15 protein-coding genes, 2 pseudogenes and 1 riboswitch are annotated in these 20,539 nt (G+C 60.3%); of the genes and pseudogenes, 9 read left to right on the top strand and 8 right to left on the bottom strand.

Features of this window, described 5'->3' with window-relative positions; all coding sequences use genetic code 11:
- The first annotated feature begins 70 nt into the window (after positions 1–70).
- Positions 71–270, top strand: a riboswitch (cobalamin riboswitch).
- A gap of 95 nt (positions 271–365) precedes the next feature.
- Entirely contained in the window at positions 366–2,711 is a 2,346-nt protein-coding gene (gene metE / locus NKJ73_RS30535; protein WP_352572128.1) for a 5-methyltetrahydropteroyltriglutamate--homocysteine S-methyltransferase, read from the top strand.
- A 44-nt stretch (positions 2,712–2,755) separates the two neighbouring features.
- Here metE and NKJ73_RS30530 read toward each other — a convergent pair.
- From NKJ73_RS30530 to NKJ73_RS30520, 3 genes and pseudogenes are all read right to left on the bottom strand, one after another.
- Positions 2,756–2,932, bottom strand: a pseudogene (locus tag NKJ73_RS30530) (FMN-binding negative transcriptional regulator); the annotation flags it as partial.
- A gap of 34 nt (positions 2,933–2,966) precedes the next feature.
- Positions 2,967–3,869 (bottom strand): dihydrodipicolinate synthase family protein, encoded by a 903-nt coding sequence (locus NKJ73_RS30525; RefSeq protein ID WP_352572127.1) that lies wholly within the window; start codon positions 3,867–3,869, stop codon positions 2,967–2,969.
- Positions 3,870–3,921: 52 nt separating this feature from the next.
- On the bottom strand, positions 3,922–5,154 hold the full coding sequence (locus NKJ73_RS30520; protein WP_352572126.1) for a trans-sulfuration enzyme family protein: 1,233 nt from the start codon (positions 5,152–5,154) through the stop codon (positions 3,922–3,924).
- An 82-nt stretch (positions 5,155–5,236) separates the two neighbouring features.
- Here NKJ73_RS30520 and pdxR point away from each other — a divergent pair, with 82 nt between their 5' ends.
- The 4 genes and pseudogenes from pdxR to NKJ73_RS30500 all read left to right on the top strand — a co-directional run bounded on the left by pdxR (position 5,237) and on the right by NKJ73_RS30500 (position 8,666).
- Positions 5,237–6,733 (top strand): MocR-like pyridoxine biosynthesis transcription factor PdxR, encoded by a 1,497-nt coding sequence (gene pdxR / locus NKJ73_RS30515; RefSeq protein WP_502899063.1) that lies wholly within the window; start codon positions 5,237–5,239, stop codon positions 6,731–6,733.
- Positions 6,734–6,894: 161 nt separating this feature from the next.
- Positions 6,895–6,972 (top strand): annotated as a pseudogene (locus NKJ73_RS30510) (MOSC domain-containing protein); the annotation flags it as partial.
- A gap of 218 nt (positions 6,973–7,190) precedes the next feature.
- Positions 7,191–7,898: a B3/B4 domain-containing protein gene (locus tag NKJ73_RS30505; RefSeq protein WP_352572125.1), complete on the top strand. Its 708-nt coding sequence runs from the start codon at positions 7,191–7,193 to the stop codon at positions 7,896–7,898.
- 246 nt (positions 7,899–8,144) lie between these two features.
- On the top strand, positions 8,145–8,666 hold the full coding sequence (locus NKJ73_RS30500; RefSeq protein WP_352468280.1) for a helix-turn-helix domain-containing protein: 522 nt from the start codon (positions 8,145–8,147) through the stop codon (positions 8,664–8,666).
- A 277-nt stretch (positions 8,667–8,943) separates the two neighbouring features.
- Here NKJ73_RS30500 and NKJ73_RS30495 read toward each other — a convergent pair whose 3' ends face one another.
- Both NKJ73_RS30495 and NKJ73_RS30490 read right to left on the bottom strand, forming a co-directional pair.
- Positions 8,944–9,999 (bottom strand): cytochrome-c peroxidase, encoded by a 1,056-nt coding sequence (locus tag NKJ73_RS30495; protein WP_352572148.1) that lies wholly within the window; start codon positions 9,997–9,999, stop codon positions 8,944–8,946.
- Between the two features lie 798 nt (positions 10,000–10,797).
- Positions 10,798–11,046 (bottom strand): DUF982 domain-containing protein, encoded by a 249-nt coding sequence (locus NKJ73_RS30490; RefSeq protein ID WP_502897003.1) that lies wholly within the window; start codon positions 11,044–11,046, stop codon positions 10,798–10,800.
- Positions 11,047–11,655: 609 nt separating this feature from the next.
- Here NKJ73_RS30490 and NKJ73_RS30485 point away from each other — a divergent pair.
- Positions 11,656–12,126: a Ros/MucR family transcriptional regulator gene (locus NKJ73_RS30485; RefSeq protein ID WP_352572123.1), complete on the top strand. Its 471-nt coding sequence runs from the start codon at positions 11,656–11,658 to the stop codon at positions 12,124–12,126.
- Between the two features lie 217 nt (positions 12,127–12,343).
- Here NKJ73_RS30485 and NKJ73_RS30480 read toward each other — a convergent pair whose 3' ends face one another.
- Positions 12,344–12,556, bottom strand: a complete 213-nt coding sequence (locus NKJ73_RS30480; RefSeq protein ID WP_023679670.1) for a cold-shock protein — start codon at positions 12,554–12,556, stop codon at positions 12,344–12,346.
- A 371-nt stretch (positions 12,557–12,927) separates the two neighbouring features.
- Between NKJ73_RS30480 and NKJ73_RS30475 the strand changes: the two genes are divergently transcribed.
- The 3 genes from NKJ73_RS30475 to NKJ73_RS30465 all read left to right on the top strand — a co-directional run bounded on the left by NKJ73_RS30475 (position 12,928) and on the right by NKJ73_RS30465 (position 17,503).
- Entirely contained in the window at positions 12,928–13,155 is a 228-nt protein-coding gene (locus tag NKJ73_RS30475) for a hypothetical protein (RefSeq protein ID WP_352572122.1), read from the top strand.
- Positions 13,156–14,192: 1,037 nt separating this feature from the next.
- Positions 14,193–15,536, top strand: a complete 1,344-nt coding sequence (locus NKJ73_RS30470) for a M16 family metallopeptidase (RefSeq protein ID WP_502905407.1) — start codon at positions 14,193–14,195, stop codon at positions 15,534–15,536.
- A gap of 509 nt (positions 15,537–16,045) precedes the next feature.
- Complete coding sequence (locus NKJ73_RS30465; protein ID WP_352572146.1) at positions 16,046–17,503, top strand: NAD-dependent succinate-semialdehyde dehydrogenase; 1,458 nt, start codon at positions 16,046–16,048, stop codon at positions 17,501–17,503.
- Between the two features lie 365 nt (positions 17,504–17,868).
- On the opposite strand, the gene NKJ73_RS30460 is transcribed toward NKJ73_RS30465, so the two are convergent.
- Both NKJ73_RS30460 and NKJ73_RS30455 read right to left on the bottom strand, forming a co-directional pair.
- Positions 17,869–18,084: a hypothetical protein gene (locus tag NKJ73_RS30460; RefSeq protein ID WP_352572121.1), complete on the bottom strand. Its 216-nt coding sequence runs from the start codon at positions 18,082–18,084 to the stop codon at positions 17,869–17,871.
- Positions 18,085–18,316: 232 nt separating this feature from the next.
- Positions 18,317–20,521: a class I tRNA ligase family protein gene (locus NKJ73_RS30455; RefSeq protein ID WP_352572120.1), complete on the bottom strand. Its 2,205-nt coding sequence runs from the start codon at positions 20,519–20,521 to the stop codon at positions 18,317–18,319.
- Positions 20,522–20,539 lie beyond the last annotated feature (18 nt).

Genomic DNA, 20,539 nt, shown 5'->3' with positions numbered 1-20,539 from the left:
GCCAACCGAAATTTAACATAACGACATAAACATTTCTTTATGCGGCATTGACAAAGAAGCGAGCTGCTGTAATTGTCTCCCGTGTCGTGGTTCTCCGTACGGCGGTGCCGCAGCGGAGCTAAGAGGGAAGCCGGTGCGATGCCGGCGCTGCCCCCGCAACTGTTAGCGGCAAGCTAACCCCACTCATGTCACTGAGGCGAATAGCCTTGGGAAGACGGGTAGAGGCTATGACCCGCGAGCCAGGAGACCTGCCACGGCGAATTACGTCCATGGGCGGGGTGTCTCGGTGGCCGCTGCAGCCTGGCGTTCGTGCCGGCCTGCTAGCGCCTTCCTTGTCACCGACGCCCCAACCATCGGGGTATGGCATGACTGTCTCTCAGCAAATTCCTGTAGCAACGCTCGGCGTGCCGCGCTTCGGTCGTCGGCGAGAACTGAAGTTCGCGCTTGAAAGTTACTGGTCCGGAAAATCTTCCGCCGCCGACCTTCTCACGACGGCGAAGGCGCTCCGTGCCGCTAGTTGGGAAGAGCAGCACGATCGCGGCGTGTCGAAAATCCCGTCGAACGACTTCTCGCTTTACGACCATGTGCTCGACACCGCAGCCATGGTCGGCGCCCTTCCGTCTCGTTACGCCTGGAATGGCGGCGAGGTCCCACTCGACATCTACTTCGCTATGGCGCGCGGCAACCAAGGTCAGACGGAGGATTGTGGGCACGGTGGTCACCAGCATGCGGCTCATCGGCCTGGTGTAACCGCGATGGAAATGACCAAGTGGTTTGACACCAACTATCACTACATTGTGCCGGAACTAAACGATGATCAAACGTTCGCTCTTTCGTCGACGAAGCCGGTTGATTACTTCCTCGAGGCTAAAGCCCTCGGCATTCACACACGCCCAGTCATCCTTGGACCGGTCACCTTCCTCAAGCTGGCGAAATCGCCTGCCGAGGGATTCGATCCCATCGCGCTCCTGCCGCGGCTGCTGCCCGTCTACGAGCAACTCCTGCAGAGGCTGAAGCTGTCGGGAGCCGACTGGGTGCAGATCGATGAGCCAGCGCTTGTCCTCGATCTGAACCCGAACGAACGAGCTGCGTTCGAATTCGCCTATGGCCAGCTGTCGAAAGCCGCGCCCGAGCTGAAGATCATGCTGGCTACCTATTTCGGGCCGCTGGGAGACAATCTCGAAACCGCGGTTTCTCTGCCCCTGGCCGGGCTGCATATTGATCTCGTGCGCGCTCCCCAGCAGCTGGAAACGGTGGGTCGGCTCGCACCGAAGGATCTGGTGCTCTCGCTTGGCTTGATCGATGGCCGCAACGTCTGGCGTGCGAACCTGCCCGCCATTCTCGACCGCATCAAACCGATCGTCGCCGGCTGGCCCTTGGACCGCGTCGAGATCGCGCCTTCTTGCTCGATGCTGCATGTGCCGATTGACCTGCGCATGGAGACGGAACTCGACGCGGACATCAGGTCGTGGCTCGCCTTCGCGGCCCAGAAGACCGACGAGTTGGTGTTGCTGGCCCGGGCCCTGTCCCAAGGCAGGGATGCGGTGGCAGGCGCGTTGAAAGCGTCTGCCGAGGCTGCCGCCACCCGCGTGACATCCACGAAGATCCATGACCCGCTTGTTGAGGGGCGGATCGCCAGCATTGACGACAGCATGAAGCGACGAGAGAGCGCTTTTGCCGAGCGCTCCAGAGTCCAGGCCGGCACGCTCGGGCTGCCGCCGTTCCCGACGACGACCATCGGATCCTTCCCGCAGACGCCGCAGGTACGCAGGGCGCGGGCCGCTCATGCGAAGGGCCAGCTGAGCTATGTCGACTACGAGACCTTCCTGAAGAAGGAGATCGAGGCTGCAATTCGCTGGCAGGAAGAGATCGGGCTGGACGTGCTGGTGCACGGTGAGTTCGAACGAAACGACATGGTACAGCATTTCGGCGAGCAGCTGTCCGGCTTCGCCTTCACCCAGCATGCCTGGGTGCAGAGCTATGGGTCGCGTTACGTGCGCCCCCCCATCATCTTCGGCGACGTATCGAGGCCCAATCCGATGACGCTGCGCTGGTGGCAATTCGCCCAGTCGCTTACGGAATACCCTGTGAAGGGAATGCTCACAGGCCCAGTGACCATTCTCAACTGGTCTTTTGTTCGCGACGACGTACCGCGCTCCGAAGCCTGCCGCCAGATCGCGCTTGCCATCCGCGACGAAGTGAGGGATCTCGAATGGTCCGGCGCAAGGATGATCCAGATCGATGAGGCCGCGTTTCGCGAAGGATTGCCACTGCGCCAGTCTGATTGGAAAGACTATCTCGACTGGGCTGTCGAATGCTTCCGGATCGCCTCAACGGGTGTAAAGGACGCGACTCAAATCCATACCCACATGTGCTATTCGGCGTTCAACGAGATCATCGACGCGATCGCCGAAATGGATGCGGATGTAATTTCGATTGAGACGTCGCGCTCGAAAATGGAACTGCTGGACGCCTTCACGAGCTCCAAATATCCGAACGAAATCGGGCCCGGAGTCTACGACATTCACTCACCACGTGTCCCGGAAGTCGGGGAGATTTCGGATCTCGTCATGCTTGCCCGCGAGCGACTGTCGGATTCCCAACTGTGGGTAAACCCGGACTGTGGCCTCAAAACACGCAAATGGGAGGAGGTCCGCCCTGCCCTCATGAACATGGTCGATGCAGCACGCGCGCTCCGGGAGAAAGTGTAGGCCGGAAGGTTTCCTGGTTGCTCACCATGTGGTGAGTTCTCGGCTGCCGCATGTGGGCCGTGGGAACCGTTTTCTCCCTGTGACGTGTCGAGTTCGAAGGGGATGTGATTGGCGTCGAGACCGCTCCGGCCATGGGTTATCAGCATGCCAAGTGCGCTGTTCTCGATCAGTTCGTAAAGGACTTCTCGGCTCGGTTCATCGAAATGCGCGGGTACATACATGACAGGTTCCTTCACTGGCCGCCGGGTTCGCTGTTCACCGGTTGACATCCGATGGCAAGCGTTCCAACGCGGCGGCGATCTGGCGCTTCGCTGCTGAGGGCAGAGGCAGGATGGGACGCGGGGGGTCGGCACGGCAAATGTCGAGCAATTCGGCGAGTGCATAGACGACGCGAAGGCTCGAGAACTCCTTGAAGAGTCTCCAGAGCGGCGCAAGCGTGGCATCGATCCGTCGCGCTTCGGCCGCATCGCCCTGTTGCGCCGCCGTGACGATCTTCACGCAGACCTCGGGCAGGATGCCGGCGAGGACGCTGTACCATGTGTCGGCGCCGGCGATCATGGCCTCTGCGGCGTTCCAGTCGCCGCTGTAGCCGATCGAGAACCCTTCCGGCACAGTGCGCCTCTGGTCGGCCAGATGGCTCTTGATCGCTTCGCCCTTGTCTGTCGGATTTTTGATAGCGACAATCCCACCCACCTTTGCCAGGCGGCTGACGAGTGCTGGGGTGAAATGGAAATGCGTCGTTCCTGGATTGTCGTAGACGACGATCGGCAGGCCGCTCTCGCACGCCACCGTCGAGAAATGTTCGAACACCTCGTCCTCAGTGAGCGGGGTGTAGGAGGCGGCCGCAAGCAGCCCCGCGGCAACTCCAAGGGCCTTGGCGTCCTGCGCGAACCTCACTGCTTCATCGGTGCGCAACGCGCCCACACCCACCACGACCGGCGTTCGCCCGGCGATTTCGTCCAAGGTCTCGGCGAGCGTCCGTCGCCGTTCCTCGCGCGACAGATACATGTAGGTGCCGGTGCTGCCGAGAAGACCGATGGAGTCGACCTGAGCGGCGCCAAGCCGAGCAATCAGCCTGCGCAGAGCAACGGTATCGACGCGGCCGTCACGATCGGCGGGCGTGATGGGAAACGCGGAAAGGCCGCTCAGGAATGCCATGGCAAGGCTCCGGGTTTGTACGCGAGCGCGGGACTGGCCGGACCACAGGTCATCACAAGGCGTCCAGAGCCCGCCGCAGGTCGGCGATCAGGTCCTCGGCGTCTTCAAGACCCACCGAGAGACGCATGAGGTCCTCGCCGACTCCATCGGCCAGATGCGCATCCTTGCGGATCGGCTGACGAGCACGGGTCAGGCTTGCCGGATGATAGATGAGGCTGTCGGCATCGCCGAGGCTGACAGCCCGGGTGATCAAGTTGAGCCGGTCCATCATCCGGCGCGCGCCCTCGAACCCAGCGTGGAGGCCAAAGGCCAACATGCCCGAGCCTTGGGACATCTGCTTTCGCGCCGTCACCTGATCAGGGTGCGAGTCGAGGAAGGGATAACTCACCCATGCCACCGCCGGGTGCGCCTCGAGCGCCTGAGCCACCGCAAGGGCAGTGGCGCTGTGCCGTTCCATGCGCAGCGTGAGCGTCTTCAGACCGCGCAGGATCAGGAAGGCTGACATGGGCGAGAGCGCTGCGCCGGTGATGTAGCGCAGGCCCGTTTCGTGCAGCGTGCGGAGCGTTTGCGCGTCGCCGAGAATCGCCCCGCCAAGGGCATCGCCGTGCCCATTGATGTATTTGGTCAGCGAGTGGAGCACGAGGTCTGCCCCATGTTCGAGCGGCCGCTGGAGCGCGGGGGAGGCGAAGGTGCTGTCGACTGCAACCTTTACACCGCGCGCGTGGGCGCGCTCGGCAATGGCAGCGATGTCGAGGATGCGGCTCAGCGGATTCACCGGCGTCTCGAAGAAAACAAGCCGGGTCCGCTCGGTAATCGCGGCATCGAGATTTTGAGGATCGGACAGGTCGACCGCGACGACCTTGATGCCGAAGCGGGGGACCGCCTGTTCGACCATGGCAAGCGTGTTCGCATAAAGCGTCTTGTGGACGATGAGTTCATCGCCTTGGGACAGGAGCGACAAGATCAGTGTGCCGAAAGCCGCCATCCCCGAGGCAACGACCAAACCTGCCTCGGCTCCTTCCAGATTGGCGAGCCGTTGCTCGAGGATCTCCGTCGTCGGATTGTATTCGCGCGCATAGAGCCTTCCGCCAAGCGCGGCGGCGGCCTCGTTCGCTGCCACGCTTTCGAATCCATAGGTCGAGGTCAAGAAGACTGGCGGCTGAACGGCATAGGAAAAGCCGGCCGGATCGTAGCCATGATGGATCGCCCGAGTGGCGAATCCGGGACCGGTGTCGTTGAGCGACCGCGTGAGAGCATCGGTTTCGGATTGATAGGAACGGGTCATTCGGCCTCTAGATCTTTCTTGGGTTTCCGAAAGATTGACGGCAAACTGGCCAATGTGAAATATCCAGTTGGCGATGAATGAAATGGTCCAGTCTTCAAGTGCCGGTTCTGCAGGTCGCACGCACGCGATGGGTGCACGCCAGATCTACGAGGCTCTTCGCGAGCAGATCCTCGGAAGTGTCTACGAAACCGGCAGTCAGCTGCCGTCCTCCCGAGGCCTCGCAAATGACCTTGGGGTTTCGCGAACGACGGTGACGGTCGCCTATGAGCAACTGGCTGCGGATGGTTTCATCGACGTCCGTCAAGGCGCACGACCCCGCGTTGCATCCTCGCTGATCGGTCCTGAGACGAGCCGCACTGTCGCGAAACGAGTCGGCCCGGTTCATCTGTCCGCCTATGGCGAACGACTGCGCGTCACGCCGCCCTGGCCGGATTATCTGCCGACTGGACTGAAGGTCGATTTCCGCTATGGCGACCTGGCGCCGTCAGACTTCCCCGCATTGGTCTGGAAACGTGCGATGAACGAGGCGATGGGGCAGCGCCCGTTGCGTCTTGCCTATGACGACCCTCGCGGCTCGCGCCGGCTGCGCCAGGCGCTCCAGGGCTATCTCTGGCGCGCCCGAACGCTGAGCTGCGACCTCGAGCAGATCATCATCATCAACGGTTCGCAGCAGGGCCTCGATCTGTGCGCTCGCCTGCTTCTCGATCGTGCCGACCGCTTCGTCATCGAGGACCCGTGCTACAGGATGGCGCGTCAGGTCTTTGCCAGTACGGGTGCCTTGCCCATCCCCGTCACCGTCGACGAGGACGGGATGAAGACGGAGTTGCTGGCGGGGATCGGGGCGCGACTGGCCTATGTCACGCCATCGCATCAGTTTCCGCTGGGCGGCGTCATGCCGATCGCGCGCCGCCATCAGCTTCTGGAATGGGCGCGGCACAACAACGCCTATGTGATCGAGGACGACTACGACAGCGAATATCGCTACGACATCAATCCGGTCCCTCCGCTGCACAGTCTCGAGGACCACGGGGCTGTCATCTACCTCGGCACGATCTCCAAAACGCTCTCGCCGATGCTGCGCATAGGCTACCTCGTCGTCCCGACGGAATTGCAGGAGGTCTTCGCTACCGCCAAACAATTCGCGGACCGGCATTCGCCGGTGGCTGAACAGGAGGCTCTGGCCTGTTTGTTCGAGAGTGGCGGCTACGAAAGCCATGTGCGACGTGTGCGCAGGCTGAACGGCGAGCGGCGGGAGACGTTGTTGGGCGCCTTGCGGCGCAGCTTCGGAGATCGCATCGCTGTCCAGGGAGCAGAGGCCGGTCTGCACGTCGTCGTTTGGTTCGACGAACTGCCGCGATCGCGGGAAACGACCCTGGTCGAAGCCGCCCGAGACGCGGGCCTGGGGCTGCACCTGATCTCGCCCCTTTACGAGCGGCAATCGGACGAAGGCCACATCGATCGCGTGGGGCTTGTCATGGGCTATGCCGCCTTGAGCATTCGGCAAATCGAGAAGGGCGTTGAGATCCTGCGAGCGGTTGTCAAGCAGGTGCAAGACGCGTTGCCGGGACACGGTGGCTAAAACGGCGGGACGTGGCGTGCTGGCGAGGAAACCGACCCTTGGGCTGAACCGCATTTCGTTGCAAAGCCAACTGGACTGGGAATACGTCATGCAACTGGTGCTGTTGATCAGGCCAGTTTGGCGGCAGATTTTCGTGCGAGACGAATTTCCGAAAGCGATGCATGACCTGGCAAGGAAAGCTGCTTCACATCCATATCGCGCCCGCTACCTCCTATGAAATGGAGGATCTGGAGGAGGCGTAGCTTGTTGCCGGCCGAGGTGGGCTCGAGCACCCGCAAGACATAATCGACGATCTCTATCAGGCCTTGTCCACCGCCGAATGATGGAATTATCCAGCGCATGGTGCGGCATGCACCATGCCGATGCCAGAAGATCTGGACGCTCGACAAGCACCTTTCTTCAAACATTTCCCGAACGACCCCCAGCGCAAAGCCTCCCCATGAGAAAAGAGCATCCCATGTCTTTCACGCCATTGGTTGCCCCCGAGATCAAGGCCCGCTACCAGGATTTTCATCTGATCAGCATTGTGGTGCGGAACGCTGAAATCGACGTGCCGGATGCACAGGCGTTGAACGACACGATTGCGGCGGCGGAACAGGCGGCGCTTCGCGATGACGCCCAAAGGGACGCGCGTCTTGCGGCCTGGGCCGTTGCCTACGAGGCTTTCGGCACAAAGGCCAATCGAACGCCGTGCTCGGCCGCCGCGCTTCTCAAGCGGGTGCGGAAAGATGGCTCTCTCCCGCGGATTTCCCCACTGGTTGATGCCTACAATGCCGTCAGCGTGTTGTATGGCGTTCCGATTGGCGGGGAGGATCTCGATCTCTACCAGGGGGTCCCGAGACTTTTAATTGCGAAGGGAGCGGAGCCATTCGACACGATCCAGCAAGGTGAAATGGTAACCGAGCATCCCGAACCGGGCGAAGTCATCTGGTGCGATGATGCCGGTGTCACGTGCCGCCGCTGGAACTGGCGGCAGGGGCGGCGCACCATGGTCACGGTCGATACCCGCGCCATGTGGCTCGTGCTGGAAGCCCTCGGCCCAATGTCAGCTAAACAGATGACGGCCACCGGAGAGCATCTGATGGGACTTATCCCAGCGTTGTGCCCGGGTGCGCGAATCGAAACCGCGCGGATCGACGAGTCCACTACATCTCGTGTCCCTTAGGGCATGGCCCACCTTTCGGAGAAACACCCCACTCAGCCCTGTCCGGATCTGGCGCTCCTTGCTCGCTCCGCTGGCCTACACAGTTGATTGCGAACGACCCAGAATGGCTCTCGAAAACGAGCGTCGAACGAAATCAGATCACTGCTTGTTCTCCCTTAGCGTTGTTTGGCGTACTTTTATCGCGATGCCTTCAGTGGGGATGGTCCAAATTGCGCAAGCTCGGTCGAGTGATCGCGGAGAAGCTTAATGTCGACTAAATCGAAATTCATGGAGCGGTACGGACAACGGGTGCGAACCCGGGACGTCGTCCCGGTGTCGTCAGGCTCTCCCGTCCGACTGAGCCTCAGTTTTCTTCACGGCGCGAATACTCCTGAGGCTGCCCGGATTCTCGTTAAGAGACAGCTGCCGCTCAGGACGGCCCACGCGATACTCACGGAGATGGTCGATCACGGCAAGGCGTTCGTGACGGTTCCTTGCGTCGACGACCTATTGGCACTGAAGAATGAACTGTCGTCCGCAGGCGTGATCGCGAAGGTTCATGCGCCGCGGCCGATAAGTGTTCGCGAAGTCCGGGATCGCACGAAGCTCTCTCAGGAGGCATTCTCCGTGAGGTATGGCCTCGATCTGGCAACGCTTCGAAACTGGGAGCAAGGTCGCTCGAAACCGGATGCAGCGGCCAATACTCTCCTTTGGACCATCGCCCGGAATCCGGAAGCAGTCGAAGAATCGCTGGACATGGAGGACGGAGTGGCTGCCCCTTCGCCCTAAGGGGGCCGATCACTTCGGCGCGCGGCAATTCGGCCGCCAGCGCGATGGCCGGCCGCCGCGCGGTATCGCCAGCGCGCGAGCCTCATGCGTCAGACGCCTTCCTTGGCATGTCGCACGCCAGATCCCAAACATGATTCCATCGCAACGAGCTGGTGACGGAAGCAGTGTCTGCACTTTGGAAACGAGCCATTTGCGTTCTCATGGACGTCGCGACTCGTCTCGTCCAGTAAAAGTCGCAATCATTGTGAATTGCGATGTTCCGCAGTCAGCTGGCCGTTTATTTTCCTAAGATCTGCGTTGTAGGCCGGGGTGTTGTCGCCGTTTCGGCGGGTAAGATGGGATAGGCGACCTCGGGTGCCTTTCCGGTCAGCGAGTTGAGGAAGGTAACAAGCAGGTCGACTTCTTCGTCCGCCAGTACCACGCCAAGCTGGGTGGTTCCCATGATGGCAACGGCCTGTTTCAGATCCCAAACCTTGCCCGAATGAAAGTATGGCGCGGTGAGTGCAACGTTGCGCAGCGGCGCCACGCGGAAAACATAGGAATCGTCGGCAGTATTGGTGACCGCAAATCGGCCCTTGTCTTTTTCCGGCAGGACCTCGGCGCTGGGCTGTTCCACGAGGCCGAATGGGTAATAGGCTTCCCCACCAACGTTGATACCGCCATGGCAGGACGAGCAGCCTTTGTCCATGAAAAGCGCCAGGCCCTGTTTCTGTTCGGAAGTCATGGCGGCGTCATCGCCATTCAGGAAGCTGTCGAAGGGGGCCGGCGTGACCAGTGTCGCCTCGAAGGCTTCGATTGCCTTGGCGAGGTTGTCGAAGGTGACCCGATCGGCTTCAGCCGGAAAAGCTGCATCGAACCACTCGACATATTGCGGCATGGACTTGAGCGTGGCGATGACTTGGCCCGGTGTATTGGCCATTTCGATCCCGGCTTGGACCGGTCCCTTCGCCTGAGCCTTCAGGTCTTCGGCACGACCATCCCAGAACTGGGCGATGTTGAAGACAGCGTTCAGTACAGTCGGCGCGTTGCGCGGTCCCTTCTGCCAACCATGGCCGATCGAGGTTTCTTGATTGTCGTCGCCGCCGGTGGCCAGGTTGTGGCACGAGTTGCACGACAAGACGCCTGACGCCGAGACGCGTGGATCGAAGAACAGTGCCTTGCCGAGAGCGATCTTCTCCGGGGTGATCGGGTTATTGGCGACTGCCGGCGTGGTGGATGGCAAAGCCTTGAAAGTGGCCATTGCCGTTTCTCTGAGGTCTGCGGGGATCGAATCCGCAGCAAAGGCGGTGGCCGTCAGCAAGGGGACAGCCATCGTACTGAATAGGATTTTCATAAATGATCTCGCTGCGTCGTGCACGCAGCCACTCTGGGATATGCGGCTCATGAACGCCCTGCGCTAGATCAGTTGCGGGAGAGGACCGGGTGGTCTGACACCTGTTTTTGCGGCAGAGCTTGGACCGTCCCGGAATTGAACGCTCTTCTCGATTGGATTTTGGGAGGCGGAGGATCGCTGCTCGGCAAGCGGCGGCGCCGGAGCCGTGCTCCGGTTCTCTCTGCGCCTTCAACTATGAAGAAATCGGGGCCACCGTGTCGGATTCGGTTTGGGGCCGGTTATCTGTTCCGCAGCAGGTCCTGCTCGACTTCCGCCTGCCTTCGCCAGATCGACCTTGGCCCAAATCGATCCGCGATAGTGTCTTGTAGCACCTTTGCGGGACGATCTTATTTCGACTGTAGAGGGCCGTTTGGGGTGAGCAGAATTACACGAATTTCAGAGGCGCCCGAGTAGCTGTTTTAATTGGCTTGTAGGCCTCCATAGAGCGAATATTGGCAGACGACGGAGCACAATTTTGGCTTCGTTTATCATCTTGCTTCAATGGGACAACTGCTGTGCAATTTTTACACGGTAATTTGCCATCATGAATTTGAGAACCAAGTCCCACGCAGTGATTCTCACACCGGAAGCGTTGCAGTCCTGTCGCGAGAAGCTGATTTACAAATACAACAAGATGATTGACGTCGCCATAGCGCAAAATGTTGTTTGTCCGCTATAGTACGCTCCAGATGCCGGCGAAATCTCGATACAATAACCTCGTCGGCGTACCCGCTCCAGCCTCACACACGACTGCGACGCCTATACTTGCGCTTTTCCACTGCCCGACATGCAGGCAGCGAGCCATTGCATCGCGGAGGTTGCATCTTCCAATATGGCGACCTGTTTCGCAAAGCGGAAAAAGGTCTTGCGCGCTGCGCTCGCAGGTTTTCGTCCGTCGTATGCATCAAAGCACGCCCTGAGGGCGGCTTTGTAGATCCGGTCTCTGCCATCTTCTGGCCATTCGTTGAGAAAATCGATAGCATCCGCAGGACTGGCAATCTCTTGCACGATGTGCGCTGCACGCCTTACGAAAAGTGGGCTCCTGAAAGTCCCTGAGCTCATGCGTTCCTCCCGACCTGCTGAACCGCTAGTTTGCGTAAGGCGCCTCCTCTACACCCGCCCACCATTGCGGAATGTGTTGTCACAGCTATAGCGGTTCAATAGCAAAGCAGCGGCGTGATGTCCTCGGTTTACCAGCGGGCCAATCCCTAACATCCTGCTGCGAGAGCGGCTCACCGGATGAATTTACATCGTTTCGACCAATTGCGAATCAACGCTTGATAGTTCCTCCACGCGCCACCAGGAAGCGGCCACTGCTCTGCCACCGATTTCACAGCCAAAGAGAGGATGGCGAAGAATAGCCCGCTTCGTTTCGAGATTACTGGTCATTTTGGCGCAAAGCTTACGGCCGAGACGCGCCTGAAAATGCGCAAGCACCGCGGCAGGTCGCCAACAACGGAACGCATCAACGGTCATGACGGCGCGATACTGCGCTATAGATCTCGCTGCTGGACGAGCATGGCAATAATCCTGTCGAGACCTTGGTTGCTTTCAGCGGAGACCGCCACTATGAAGCGACGCTTCGCCGACTGTGTTTCACGCCGCCTGGAGAGTTTCATGACAGAAGAAGCCGAAAAAAACATCGACACCCTCATCGAGCTCACGGCCGATGTCGTCTCAGCCTATGTCTCCAACAATCCGATCCCGGTGGGGGATCTCCCTGCCCTCATCGGCCAAGTGCACGCGGCTCTGAAAGGGACGGCCCGAGGTGTCTCTGCAGAAGAGCCGGTTGCCCTTACGCCTGCAGTCCCGATCAGGAAGTCGGTGACACCGGACTACCTCATCTCCCTTGAGGACGGGAAGAAATTCAAATCGCTAAAGCGCCATCTGTCGACCCACTATGGGCTGACGCCGGATGGATATCGGGCCAAATGGGGCCTGCCGGCGGATTATCCCATGGTCGCGCCGAACTACGCCGCGGCGCGCTCGTCATTGGCCAAGACGATGGGGCTCGGCCGCAAACCGAAAGCGCCGGAAGCTCCGGAGCCGGCGCCGACGAAGCGAACCCGCAAGAAGGTCGCGGCTTGATTTCGGCAATGGAGATTCGTTCTGGAGCGTTGCAGCCATCGGCTTAATCTGCGCGTCATATAAAAAGGCGGGGCCAACCCCGCCTTCCTTTCAAACAACTTTGTTTCATGAGGAATTCGCGACGCCTGCAGCAATCTGCTGCCCTCAGTTTTTGCTCGCTCCTATCGAGCGGCCGTGAGGACCTCCGGACCTACGCGCCCACTCTTGCCAGGTCGTTTCAACCAGCTTTGCTGAGGCTGCCAGCGGAGGATTTGCCGGTGCGGCGATCCTGCTCGATCTCATAGTTGATCTTCTGGCCGTCAGCGAGGGTCGAGAGGCCCGCACGTTCGACAGCCGAAATGTGGACGAAAACATCCGGACCGCCATTGTCGGGCTGAATAAATCCAAACCCCTTGGTGCTGTTGAACCACTTTACCGTTCCAGTAGGCATATACGTGTTCCTCCTTAACAATTGCAACGTGGGCAGGCCATTAGGCCTGCCCGACTCATAGCCGAGACTTGGGCGCAGCAAAAAGCGAAAAATTGTTAAACCCCGATCAGCTGGCGCACTCCATTTTGGCCGAAGTCGCCAGCAAGCACTGTCCTACACTACCGCTCGAGCATGGCCGGAAGCGCCCGATCCTTCCAACGCTCCTCAGCCCCACGTCTACGGCTGGTGCTTGGAGGCACGGGACGTAAGGCCGACCGCTGCTCGTGCCGCCAGGTCAAAGGCCGGGTAGTTCACGGAGCTACCTTCGTGCATAACGGCTTGGCAAGCGCTTGAAGGAGTTTCGAATTGGATTGTTTCAAGAGGGTCGAGGGTTGATCGATGCCACCAGCGTGGAAGCGATCGATAACGCGCGCGTTTTGCTGGACCAGTTCAAGGGCAAGTCAGAAACAATCGCCCAAGCGATCGACGACTTCCTACTTGATTTCATGACCTTGCTGTTTGTGATAGAAGCTACCCGCGAGCGGTTCCACAATCCGGCGAGGCGGTTGGCGCGCATCAGATTGAGCAGGATCAGGCTGTTACTCACCCGATGCTCTTGACCTTAGGGACCACGCCGCCAGCGATGCGTTTGCAGCCGCAAAGAAGGCAAAATCTGTTCGCCGGCAAACCAAGCACAGCCAGGCGGTATTTACGCAGATGAATTCGATCGCGAACGCAAATTCTCCTGTTTGGTACCCAGCGACGACGGCAAACGCGGACAGCTTCCGTGCTGCTGTCCTCCAGCGACAAACGTGCCTGCATGCCCCATCCAGGGCGAGCTCGACGGTTGTTTCTTACGTTTGACCAAGGTCCCGCGCAAACACTCCCCTTTCCCGCAGCAACTCATCAGGCTCAACGGCCTCGCGGCAGGCGCATTACGCCAGAAGCGCGCAACCGCATTGTTTTTTCCCGCCCGAGTCCTATGATCTTCGTTTTCCAGCGCCTCGCGGATATCCCCCAACTCGCCGATTTTTGATCAGATCCGTCTTCGCGCGCGAGCAGGCTCCGCGCTCGAGTTGGCTACGCTGCTCGCGCCTCTGCCGTTCAGCATCGACCCCGTCTGGCTGTCGAGAACAGGGTTCCGCTGGGGCGACCAACATCTCCATTCTCACCGTCAGTGCAGCGGCCATTCGGAGCGCATCCTATACCCCTCCCCCGGCAGCGCGCCCAATCGTCTTCGAACGAAGAAGATATTCTCAGCCGCGCTCGCGTCGCGTTCGGCCCTGTCCGACGTCCGACAATGTCGGATGCGCAACATGGCAGAGCCCGATTTGTCCACATGCCTCGAACGGTTTTCTGATCTGGCACGTTGCATGCTTGGTCATGCGCAAGGCGTCGCGGACTAAGGAGAATCCGTCCCATGATCACCTCACCAAGAAATACTGCCGCAGGTCTCCTGGGTCCATCCAAAGATGAGGCTCGGGTAAGGCTTGGCCCCATGAAGAGCTTATTTATCTGGCTCGGCGCTGCCCGCCGATCCTCCCACGCGGGGAGACGGGGACGCAGCGCCTTCATCAAAATGAGGAACAAATCACTTTGCCCCGAACCTTGCGTGTCGACCAGCCACCACAACCGGAGCCATCGATCGTCCGCCTGGCTGCGCAACGCGTTCATTGCCACCGCGCTGGCCCTGGTGACGACCGCTCCGGCTCTGGCCGCCACCGCCGGCGGCAAGGTGACGGATTTTCTGCTCGACAACGGCATGGAAGTGGTCGTCATCCCCGATCACCGCGCGCCGATCGTCACTCATATGGTCTGGTACAAGATCGGCAGCGCCGACGAGCCCCCCGGCAAATCAGGCCTTGCCCATTTCCTCAAGCATCTGATGTTCAAGGCGACGACCAACCATGCCGCCGGCGAGTTCGACCGAGCCGTCTCAGCCATCGGCGGCTACAATAACGCCTTCACCGCCTATGACAACACCACCTTCCTCGAGACGGTGGCGCCCTCGGCGTTGGGTGAGATGATGGGCTTCGAGGCCGATCGCATGTTCAACCTCATCCTCAACGAGGATGATATCAAGACCGAGCGCGACGTGATCCTGGAGGAGCGCCGTTGGCGCAGAGAGACGAACCCGCATGCTCTGCTGGACGAAGAGGTCAACGCGACGTTGCGGCAGAACCAGCCCTACCGCATTCCGGTCATCGGCTGGATGCACGAGATGGAGAAGCTGAACGGCACCGACGCATTCACCATCTACAACAAATACTACCGACCGAACAACGCCGTGCTGGTGGTAGCCGGCGACGTAGAGCCTGAGACGGTGAAGGCGCTGGCCGAGAAGACCTATGGCAAGGTTGTGCGCGGGCCGGACCTGCCCCCGCGCAACCGCCCGGTCGAGCCGGAGCAGAACACCAGGCGCACAGTGACGATGACCGATGCGCGCGTTTCGGTGCCGAGCTTTTCCACTCAATGGGTGGTGCCGTCCTATCATACGGCAGAGCCCGGCGAGGCCGAGGCGCTGGACCTGCTGGCCGAGATCCTCGGCGGCGGTAACCGCAGCCGGCTATATCAGGAGCTTGTCGTCAAGCAAGGCATAGCCTCGGCGGCCGGCGCCTCCTTCCAGGGCACCATGCTAGACGACACCAATTTCACTATCTCCGGCTCGCCGCGCGGCGATGCAAAGCTCGTCGATCTCGAAGCGGCGGCCGTTGCCGAAGTCGCCCGGATCGCCAAGGATGGCGTCACCAGCGACGAGCTGGACAAGGCCAAAGACCGCTATATCCGCTCGGTGATTTTTGCGCATGACGAGCTGGACCACATCGCCAACATTTATGGCAAGACGCTCACCACCGGTGGCAATGTGAAGGACGTGCTCGAGAGGCCGGACCGCGTCCGCAAGGTCACCATCGACGAGGTCAAGGCCGTCGCCGCGCGTTATCTGGTGCTCGACCATTCGACCACAGGCTATCTTTTGCCGCAGCAACAGGCGGGGAATTGATCATGAGCTCCATCCCCATGCAAATGCGCCGGCCGGTCTTCCCTCGGCGCGCCTTCGCCACCCTGTTCCTCTCCATCCTCTTTCTCATCTTGCGGGCGCTCGCCCGCTAAACGGGATCTGTTTAAAGCCGCGAGGAGCGGTTTTGGCGGGCCTTGCCAGGCATTTGCCGGTTCAGGCGTCATTATTGGGGTGCGCTCCTCCTCAGGCCAGCCTCTCTTCGAGTCGATAGAGTCGCCGATTCGTGGTCCGCAGATTGTAGGCGCAGGCCACCAGCATCCACTCCGCGCGGCTGGCGAAGCCGATGTCCGTTGTTCAATCGTTCGACTAGTAGAACCGCGAGGCATCTTCTAGCGTATTCAGGTATTCTCCCTTTCCAGTTGGGTACCGTGGTCTACCAGCTGTCTGGCCGAGGCCCTATAAGGAACCCGGACCTCGCGGAGTACACACCGCACCTGCTATATATACCTGCTGCGTTGAGGAGGAATCCGGTATTGCCCCTGTGCCTGCCGATGATCCGTCACCTGAGATCCCCTGACCTGTTTGGACCCATTGATCGCCTGCCTGCACTTGGCACGCGGACTAGCGAGCGGACATTCGAGGTCCTCAACCCGTCGACTGGCGAAGTGCTGGCAGAACTACCCGACATGGGTGTCGAGGAGACATGCGCTGCGATCGACAAGGCCTATGTCGCGCAGCCTGGATGGGCAGGGCTGACCGCACGTGAGCGCAGCGACGTTTTATGGCGATGGCATCAGTTGATCATCGACCACGCCGACGAACTCGCCGCGATTCTCACCGCCGAGATGGGCAAGCCGCTTGCCGAAGCCATGTCGGAGATATCGCATGCTGCGGCGTATCTGCAATGGTACGCCGAGGAGGCCAATCGCGTCTATGGCGAGACGATCTCCGCACCATCGATGGACCGCCGAATGCTGGTAATCAAGCAGCCCATCGGAGTTGTTGGCACGATAACGCCATGGAATTTCCCGGCCTCGATGGTGGCGCGCAAAGTCTCGCCAGCCTTGGCGGCGGGCTGCACGATCGTCCTCAAGCCCGCTGAACAGACGCCGCTCGTGGCGGGAGCAATGTTCGCCCTCGCCCATCAGGCTGGCTTTCCCGAAGGCGTCGTCAACCTGATCTATGCGTCCGAAGGTGACGCGGTCGGCCGCGAACTTTGTACCAATCCCAAGGTCCGCAAGATCAGCTTCACCGGGTCGACTGAGATCGGGCGCCTTCTCATGCGCCAGTGCTCGGACCAGATCAAAAAAGTCAGCCTTGAGCTCGGCGGCAATGCACCTTTCATCGTCTTCGATGATGCCGATATCGATGCCGCGGTTGACGGTGCGATCCAGGCGAAGTTCCGCAATGCCGGCCAGACCTGCGTTTCAGCGAACCGCCTTTACGTCCAGTCGCGCGTTCACGACGAGTTCGTCGAGAAATTCGTGGAACGGGCTCGCCAACTTCAAGTTGGTGACGGTTTCGCTCCCGGAGTGGACATCGGGCCCCTCATCGACAAGCAGGCTTTGGCCAAGATTGAATTCCATATTGCGGATGCCGTAGCTAAAGGCGGCGCAATTCGATGCGGGGGCAAACGCGTCGGCACGAATGGCACGTTTTTCCAACCAACGGTCCTGACCGGTGTCACCAGCGAGATGACCGTCGCGCGAGAAGAGACATTCGGGCCGCTCGCACCGATTATTCGCTTCAAGGATGCGGATCAGGTCGTCCGTGATGCCAATGAAACGATCTACGGCCTCGCGGCCTATTTTTATGCCTCCAACCTGAAGCGTGTCTGGCGTGTCGCCGAGGCCTTGGAATATGGAATGGTCGGGGTAAATACCGGCCGGATGTCTTCGGAAGCGGCGCCGTTCGGTGGGATAAAACAGTCCGGCATCGGGCGGGAGGGATCCCGCCATGGCCTCGAGGACTACCTCGAAATGAAATATCTCTGCATGGGCGGCATCTGAAGCATCGGCTTGCAGGGTTCCCAGACGGGGTACCTAGCGAGCGATGTCCAAACATGTGAATTGTAGAATCGCTCCTCGATTGGGAACTGAGGGGCGGTCCGTACCCGAGCAAACACGCAATCCTGAGGAGCACCCTAAAATAGCTGGATGTATCTCTCGACGAGACAAGCGTCTGCATTTTAGGCGAAGACGGCGCACTTGTGACGGAGGATACGCTTGCGATTTGGCGGCCTTCGCCGACTATCTTCAGGCGACGGGCTGTCGTTGCGCGGGTCTGGTTGGAAGCTTGTGCACCAAGCCATCGTAACGCTGGTTGAGCAAATTCCGGTTTCAGGGGCAGAATTTGAGCCTGCTACATTCCGATGTCAGTAGCTCAGCTGTTCTTCGGCCGACTGCCGCGCCGGTACAGGCTCGGACAGAATCGAAGATACCATCACGCAGGCATTCGAATTCACATTGGTGATCGGCGCACGATCCAGGGCGCCAGGTTGACCAAGCGGGTCGAACCGCATGACAGCCTTGACCGGCTGGAGGACGGAAATCCCGATGCCGAAGAGGTTGGTCAGCGCAGTCGAGCCCACACGGCATTTGCGGCACGAACAGCAAGGGCTGGGAAGCGATCGGCCGAGCGGTCCTCGAAGGCGCGGGCCAGGGTTGTCGACGACGCGCTGGTTCAGGTCCGCTAATCTGGTCTCTACAGTTTGATAGCGGCTTCGGTCGCCACTGACAGCGAGTCAAGATATTTGGCATCGTCGGCTGATTGCCGCGCAGATCTGGTCGAGATTGGGACAGCTCACTGGTGCACCTTTGGGCTCATAGTGCTTCCTCCTCATCGAGATGGGGATTGCCGGATTTGGCGTAGAACACCAACACGGGTCTGAGATCAAAGCGGGCCCCGGGCGCAAGGCGCTGGACGGACCGGGGCCATGTTTCGGTTGAGACGCCATCGATGCCTCGCGCCAGCGTTCTGGCGAATCGGGGCATCAGCGGAGCGAGTGTCGGCGCCAGGATCGCAGCGGCCGTCGTCTGAAGGGCTAGCGACGTCCGATTGCGGGCGGGATAGAAACGACGCGCCGCCGCATAGTCTCGCGCCCCACGATAGATCACACAATCGCGCACGAAATCGCAGACCTGAGCGGCCGCGCGCCGAACCGAGAAGCCTTCGTCCGAATAGGCGCGCTCCATCGCCGCGCGATAGATCTCTATGCGAGCAAAGAAGGCGCGGTCGACGGGGCTCCAGTCGCCTGCATCGGGTACACGGCCGGCAAAATCCTGCTTGATCTCCTGGTTCAACGCCTCAAGCCAGTTCAGCCAGATCCTTTGGAACACCTCGTTTTCGGTGCGGCGCAGCGCGTGCAGCGTGAAATCCGTCCGCTCACCTTCCGGGCGTGTCAGGCCCAAATGGAGGCGCACGACGTCAACTGTCTTTGGGCTCAGAACCTCCTTGCCCCAGACCGCATGGCGGCAGCTGGTTGAGAACTTCTTGCCGTCGAGCAGGTAGAACTCGTTGACGTGATAGTGGATGCGTGGCGTCCAGTGGGAGAAGACCTCGGCGTAAAGAGCGGGGTAGAGTAGCGCGTGGTAGAACGAATTGTCGAAGCCGAAGAAATGGACAATCTGCCAGTCGTTGCCGGGCATCTCCGCCTTCCAGTCGCGACCCAGCAAGCGGCCGAGCGCCTGGATGTTGTAAAGAAAACCGAAGGCCATTTCCGGCCAGACCCAGATCACTTGCCCCGGGAACCCTTCGGCCGGCAGGCCCCAGTCCGAGGGGTGGGTAATGGGCACTGAAAAGTTGCCGCGTCGGCGTAGGCGCGCGAAGAGATCCAAGATCCGTAGCGGGACGCCCGACGCCCTTAGATGCCGGTCGATATTGTCGTAGCATCGGTCCAAGGCAAGTTCCGGGCGGCGGACGGAGCCGACCAGCGGCGCCTCGGCAGACTGCCGTGACCGGGCTGCACCCAAGTCGTGGCAAAGGTTTGGGGCGCCGCATTCCTCGCAGATGTTGCCACCGGCGGAGCCGCCGCAATCGGGGCAGAGGCCGCTAACATCCGGCTCGTAAAGATAGTGGCCTGTCACAGCATCGAAAAGCGCAGGGCTCTGGCGCAGAGCTACCGCCGTGCTGCTCAGAAGACTGCGGAAACACGCGGCTTGAAACTCGCCGTAACCGTCATCGCCCATTGTGAGTTGGAAGCTGTGGACCTCACAATCGAAAAGTGCAAGCGTGGCGCGAATCTCGTCGGCGTAGTAGTGCGCCACGTTTGCAGGCGTCGATTGATCGGCATCGGCGCGTGTCGTGACGTAGCTCTGGTTGTCATCGCTTCCAGTGAGGTGATATGCTTCGACTCCTTTCATGCGCAGGAAACGAGTATAGACGTCGGCGCCAAAATAGGGGCCAGAAAGATGCCCCAGATGCAGATCGCCATTTGGCGTTGGCGGCGTGGAGAAGACGAAGATCGGCCCGCGTGGAGCCGTGGTCTTTGCAGCGGCATCAAGGGCGGCCTCGCCGTCTCGCCAGTAGACATCGACGAAATCTAGGTCTTCGTTTCCGTCGTTGCGCAGCACATGCGCTTCAAAAGGGTGGAACAGAACGACATCGCCCGCCTCGACCGAGATTTCCCCAAGGTCGGTCCTGACCTTGCCCGATCCTGACAGGATCACGAAGGCCTCGATTTCGTCGTGCCGATGGGGCTCGGATGTAACGCCCGGTGCCACCCTACCGAACGAAAACCCCGTGCGAGCGCTTCCCGTTCCAAGCGTGGCCATGTCGATACCGAACGCCCGCGACAGCTCCGTTCGAGAAAACGTGTATTTGCGCATGACGAACCTAAGCTGTTGAAGCAGTGGGATCTTCGGCTGCCAACGCAACAGCCTCCCGTGCAATTTGTGGAGAGAAACGGCAGCCCGACCCGTTGGCGGCCCCGGCCAGGATAATGCAGCTCTGGGCCGCCAGGCGGGCGACGAGGGGGGCGCCAGTCGGGCTGTAGGCATCATAGAAGACCGCCCTGCGACCACCTCCACAATCCACGTGCCGAAGCC

Origin of the sequence: Mesorhizobium sp. M0074 (genome assembly GCF_040322975.1) — a bacterium.
Taxonomy (GTDB): Bacteria; Pseudomonadota; Alphaproteobacteria; order Rhizobiales; family Rhizobiaceae; genus Mesorhizobium.
The sequence above is the reverse complement of the archived record's forward strand: the minus strand, read 5'-3'. Positions and strand labels throughout refer to the sequence as shown.

Excerpts from the sequence above, each read along its gene's own strand:
- metE (WP_352572128.1), top strand. The coding sequence starts at position 366 with ATGACTGTCTCTCAGCAAATTCCTGTAGCAACGCTCGGCGTGCCGCGC.
- NKJ73_RS30525 (WP_352572127.1), bottom strand. The coding sequence starts at position 3,869 with ATGGCATTCCTGAGCGGCCTTTCCGCGTTTCCCATCACGCCCGCCGAT.
- NKJ73_RS30520 (WP_352572126.1), bottom strand. The coding sequence starts at position 5,154 with ATGACCCGTTCCTATCAATCCGAAACCGATGCTCTCACGCGGTCGCTC.
- pdxR (WP_502899063.1), top strand. The coding sequence starts at position 5,237 with ATGGTCCAGTCTTCAAGTGCCGGTTCTGCAGGTCGCACGCACGCGATG.
- NKJ73_RS30505 (WP_352572125.1), top strand. The coding sequence starts at position 7,191 with ATGTCTTTCACGCCATTGGTTGCCCCCGAGATCAAGGCCCGCTACCAG.
- NKJ73_RS30500 (WP_352468280.1), top strand. The coding sequence starts at position 8,145 with ATGTCGACTAAATCGAAATTCATGGAGCGGTACGGACAACGGGTGCGA.
- NKJ73_RS30495 (WP_352572148.1), bottom strand. The coding sequence starts at position 9,999 with ATGAAAATCCTATTCAGTACGATGGCTGTCCCCTTGCTGACGGCCACC.
- NKJ73_RS30485 (WP_352572123.1), top strand. The coding sequence starts at position 11,656 with ATGACAGAAGAAGCCGAAAAAAACATCGACACCCTCATCGAGCTCACG.
- NKJ73_RS30480 (WP_023679670.1), bottom strand. The coding sequence starts at position 12,556 with ATGCCTACTGGAACGGTAAAGTGGTTCAACAGCACCAAGGGGTTTGGA.
- NKJ73_RS30465 (WP_352572146.1), top strand. The coding sequence starts at position 16,046 with ATGATCCGTCACCTGAGATCCCCTGACCTGTTTGGACCCATTGATCGC.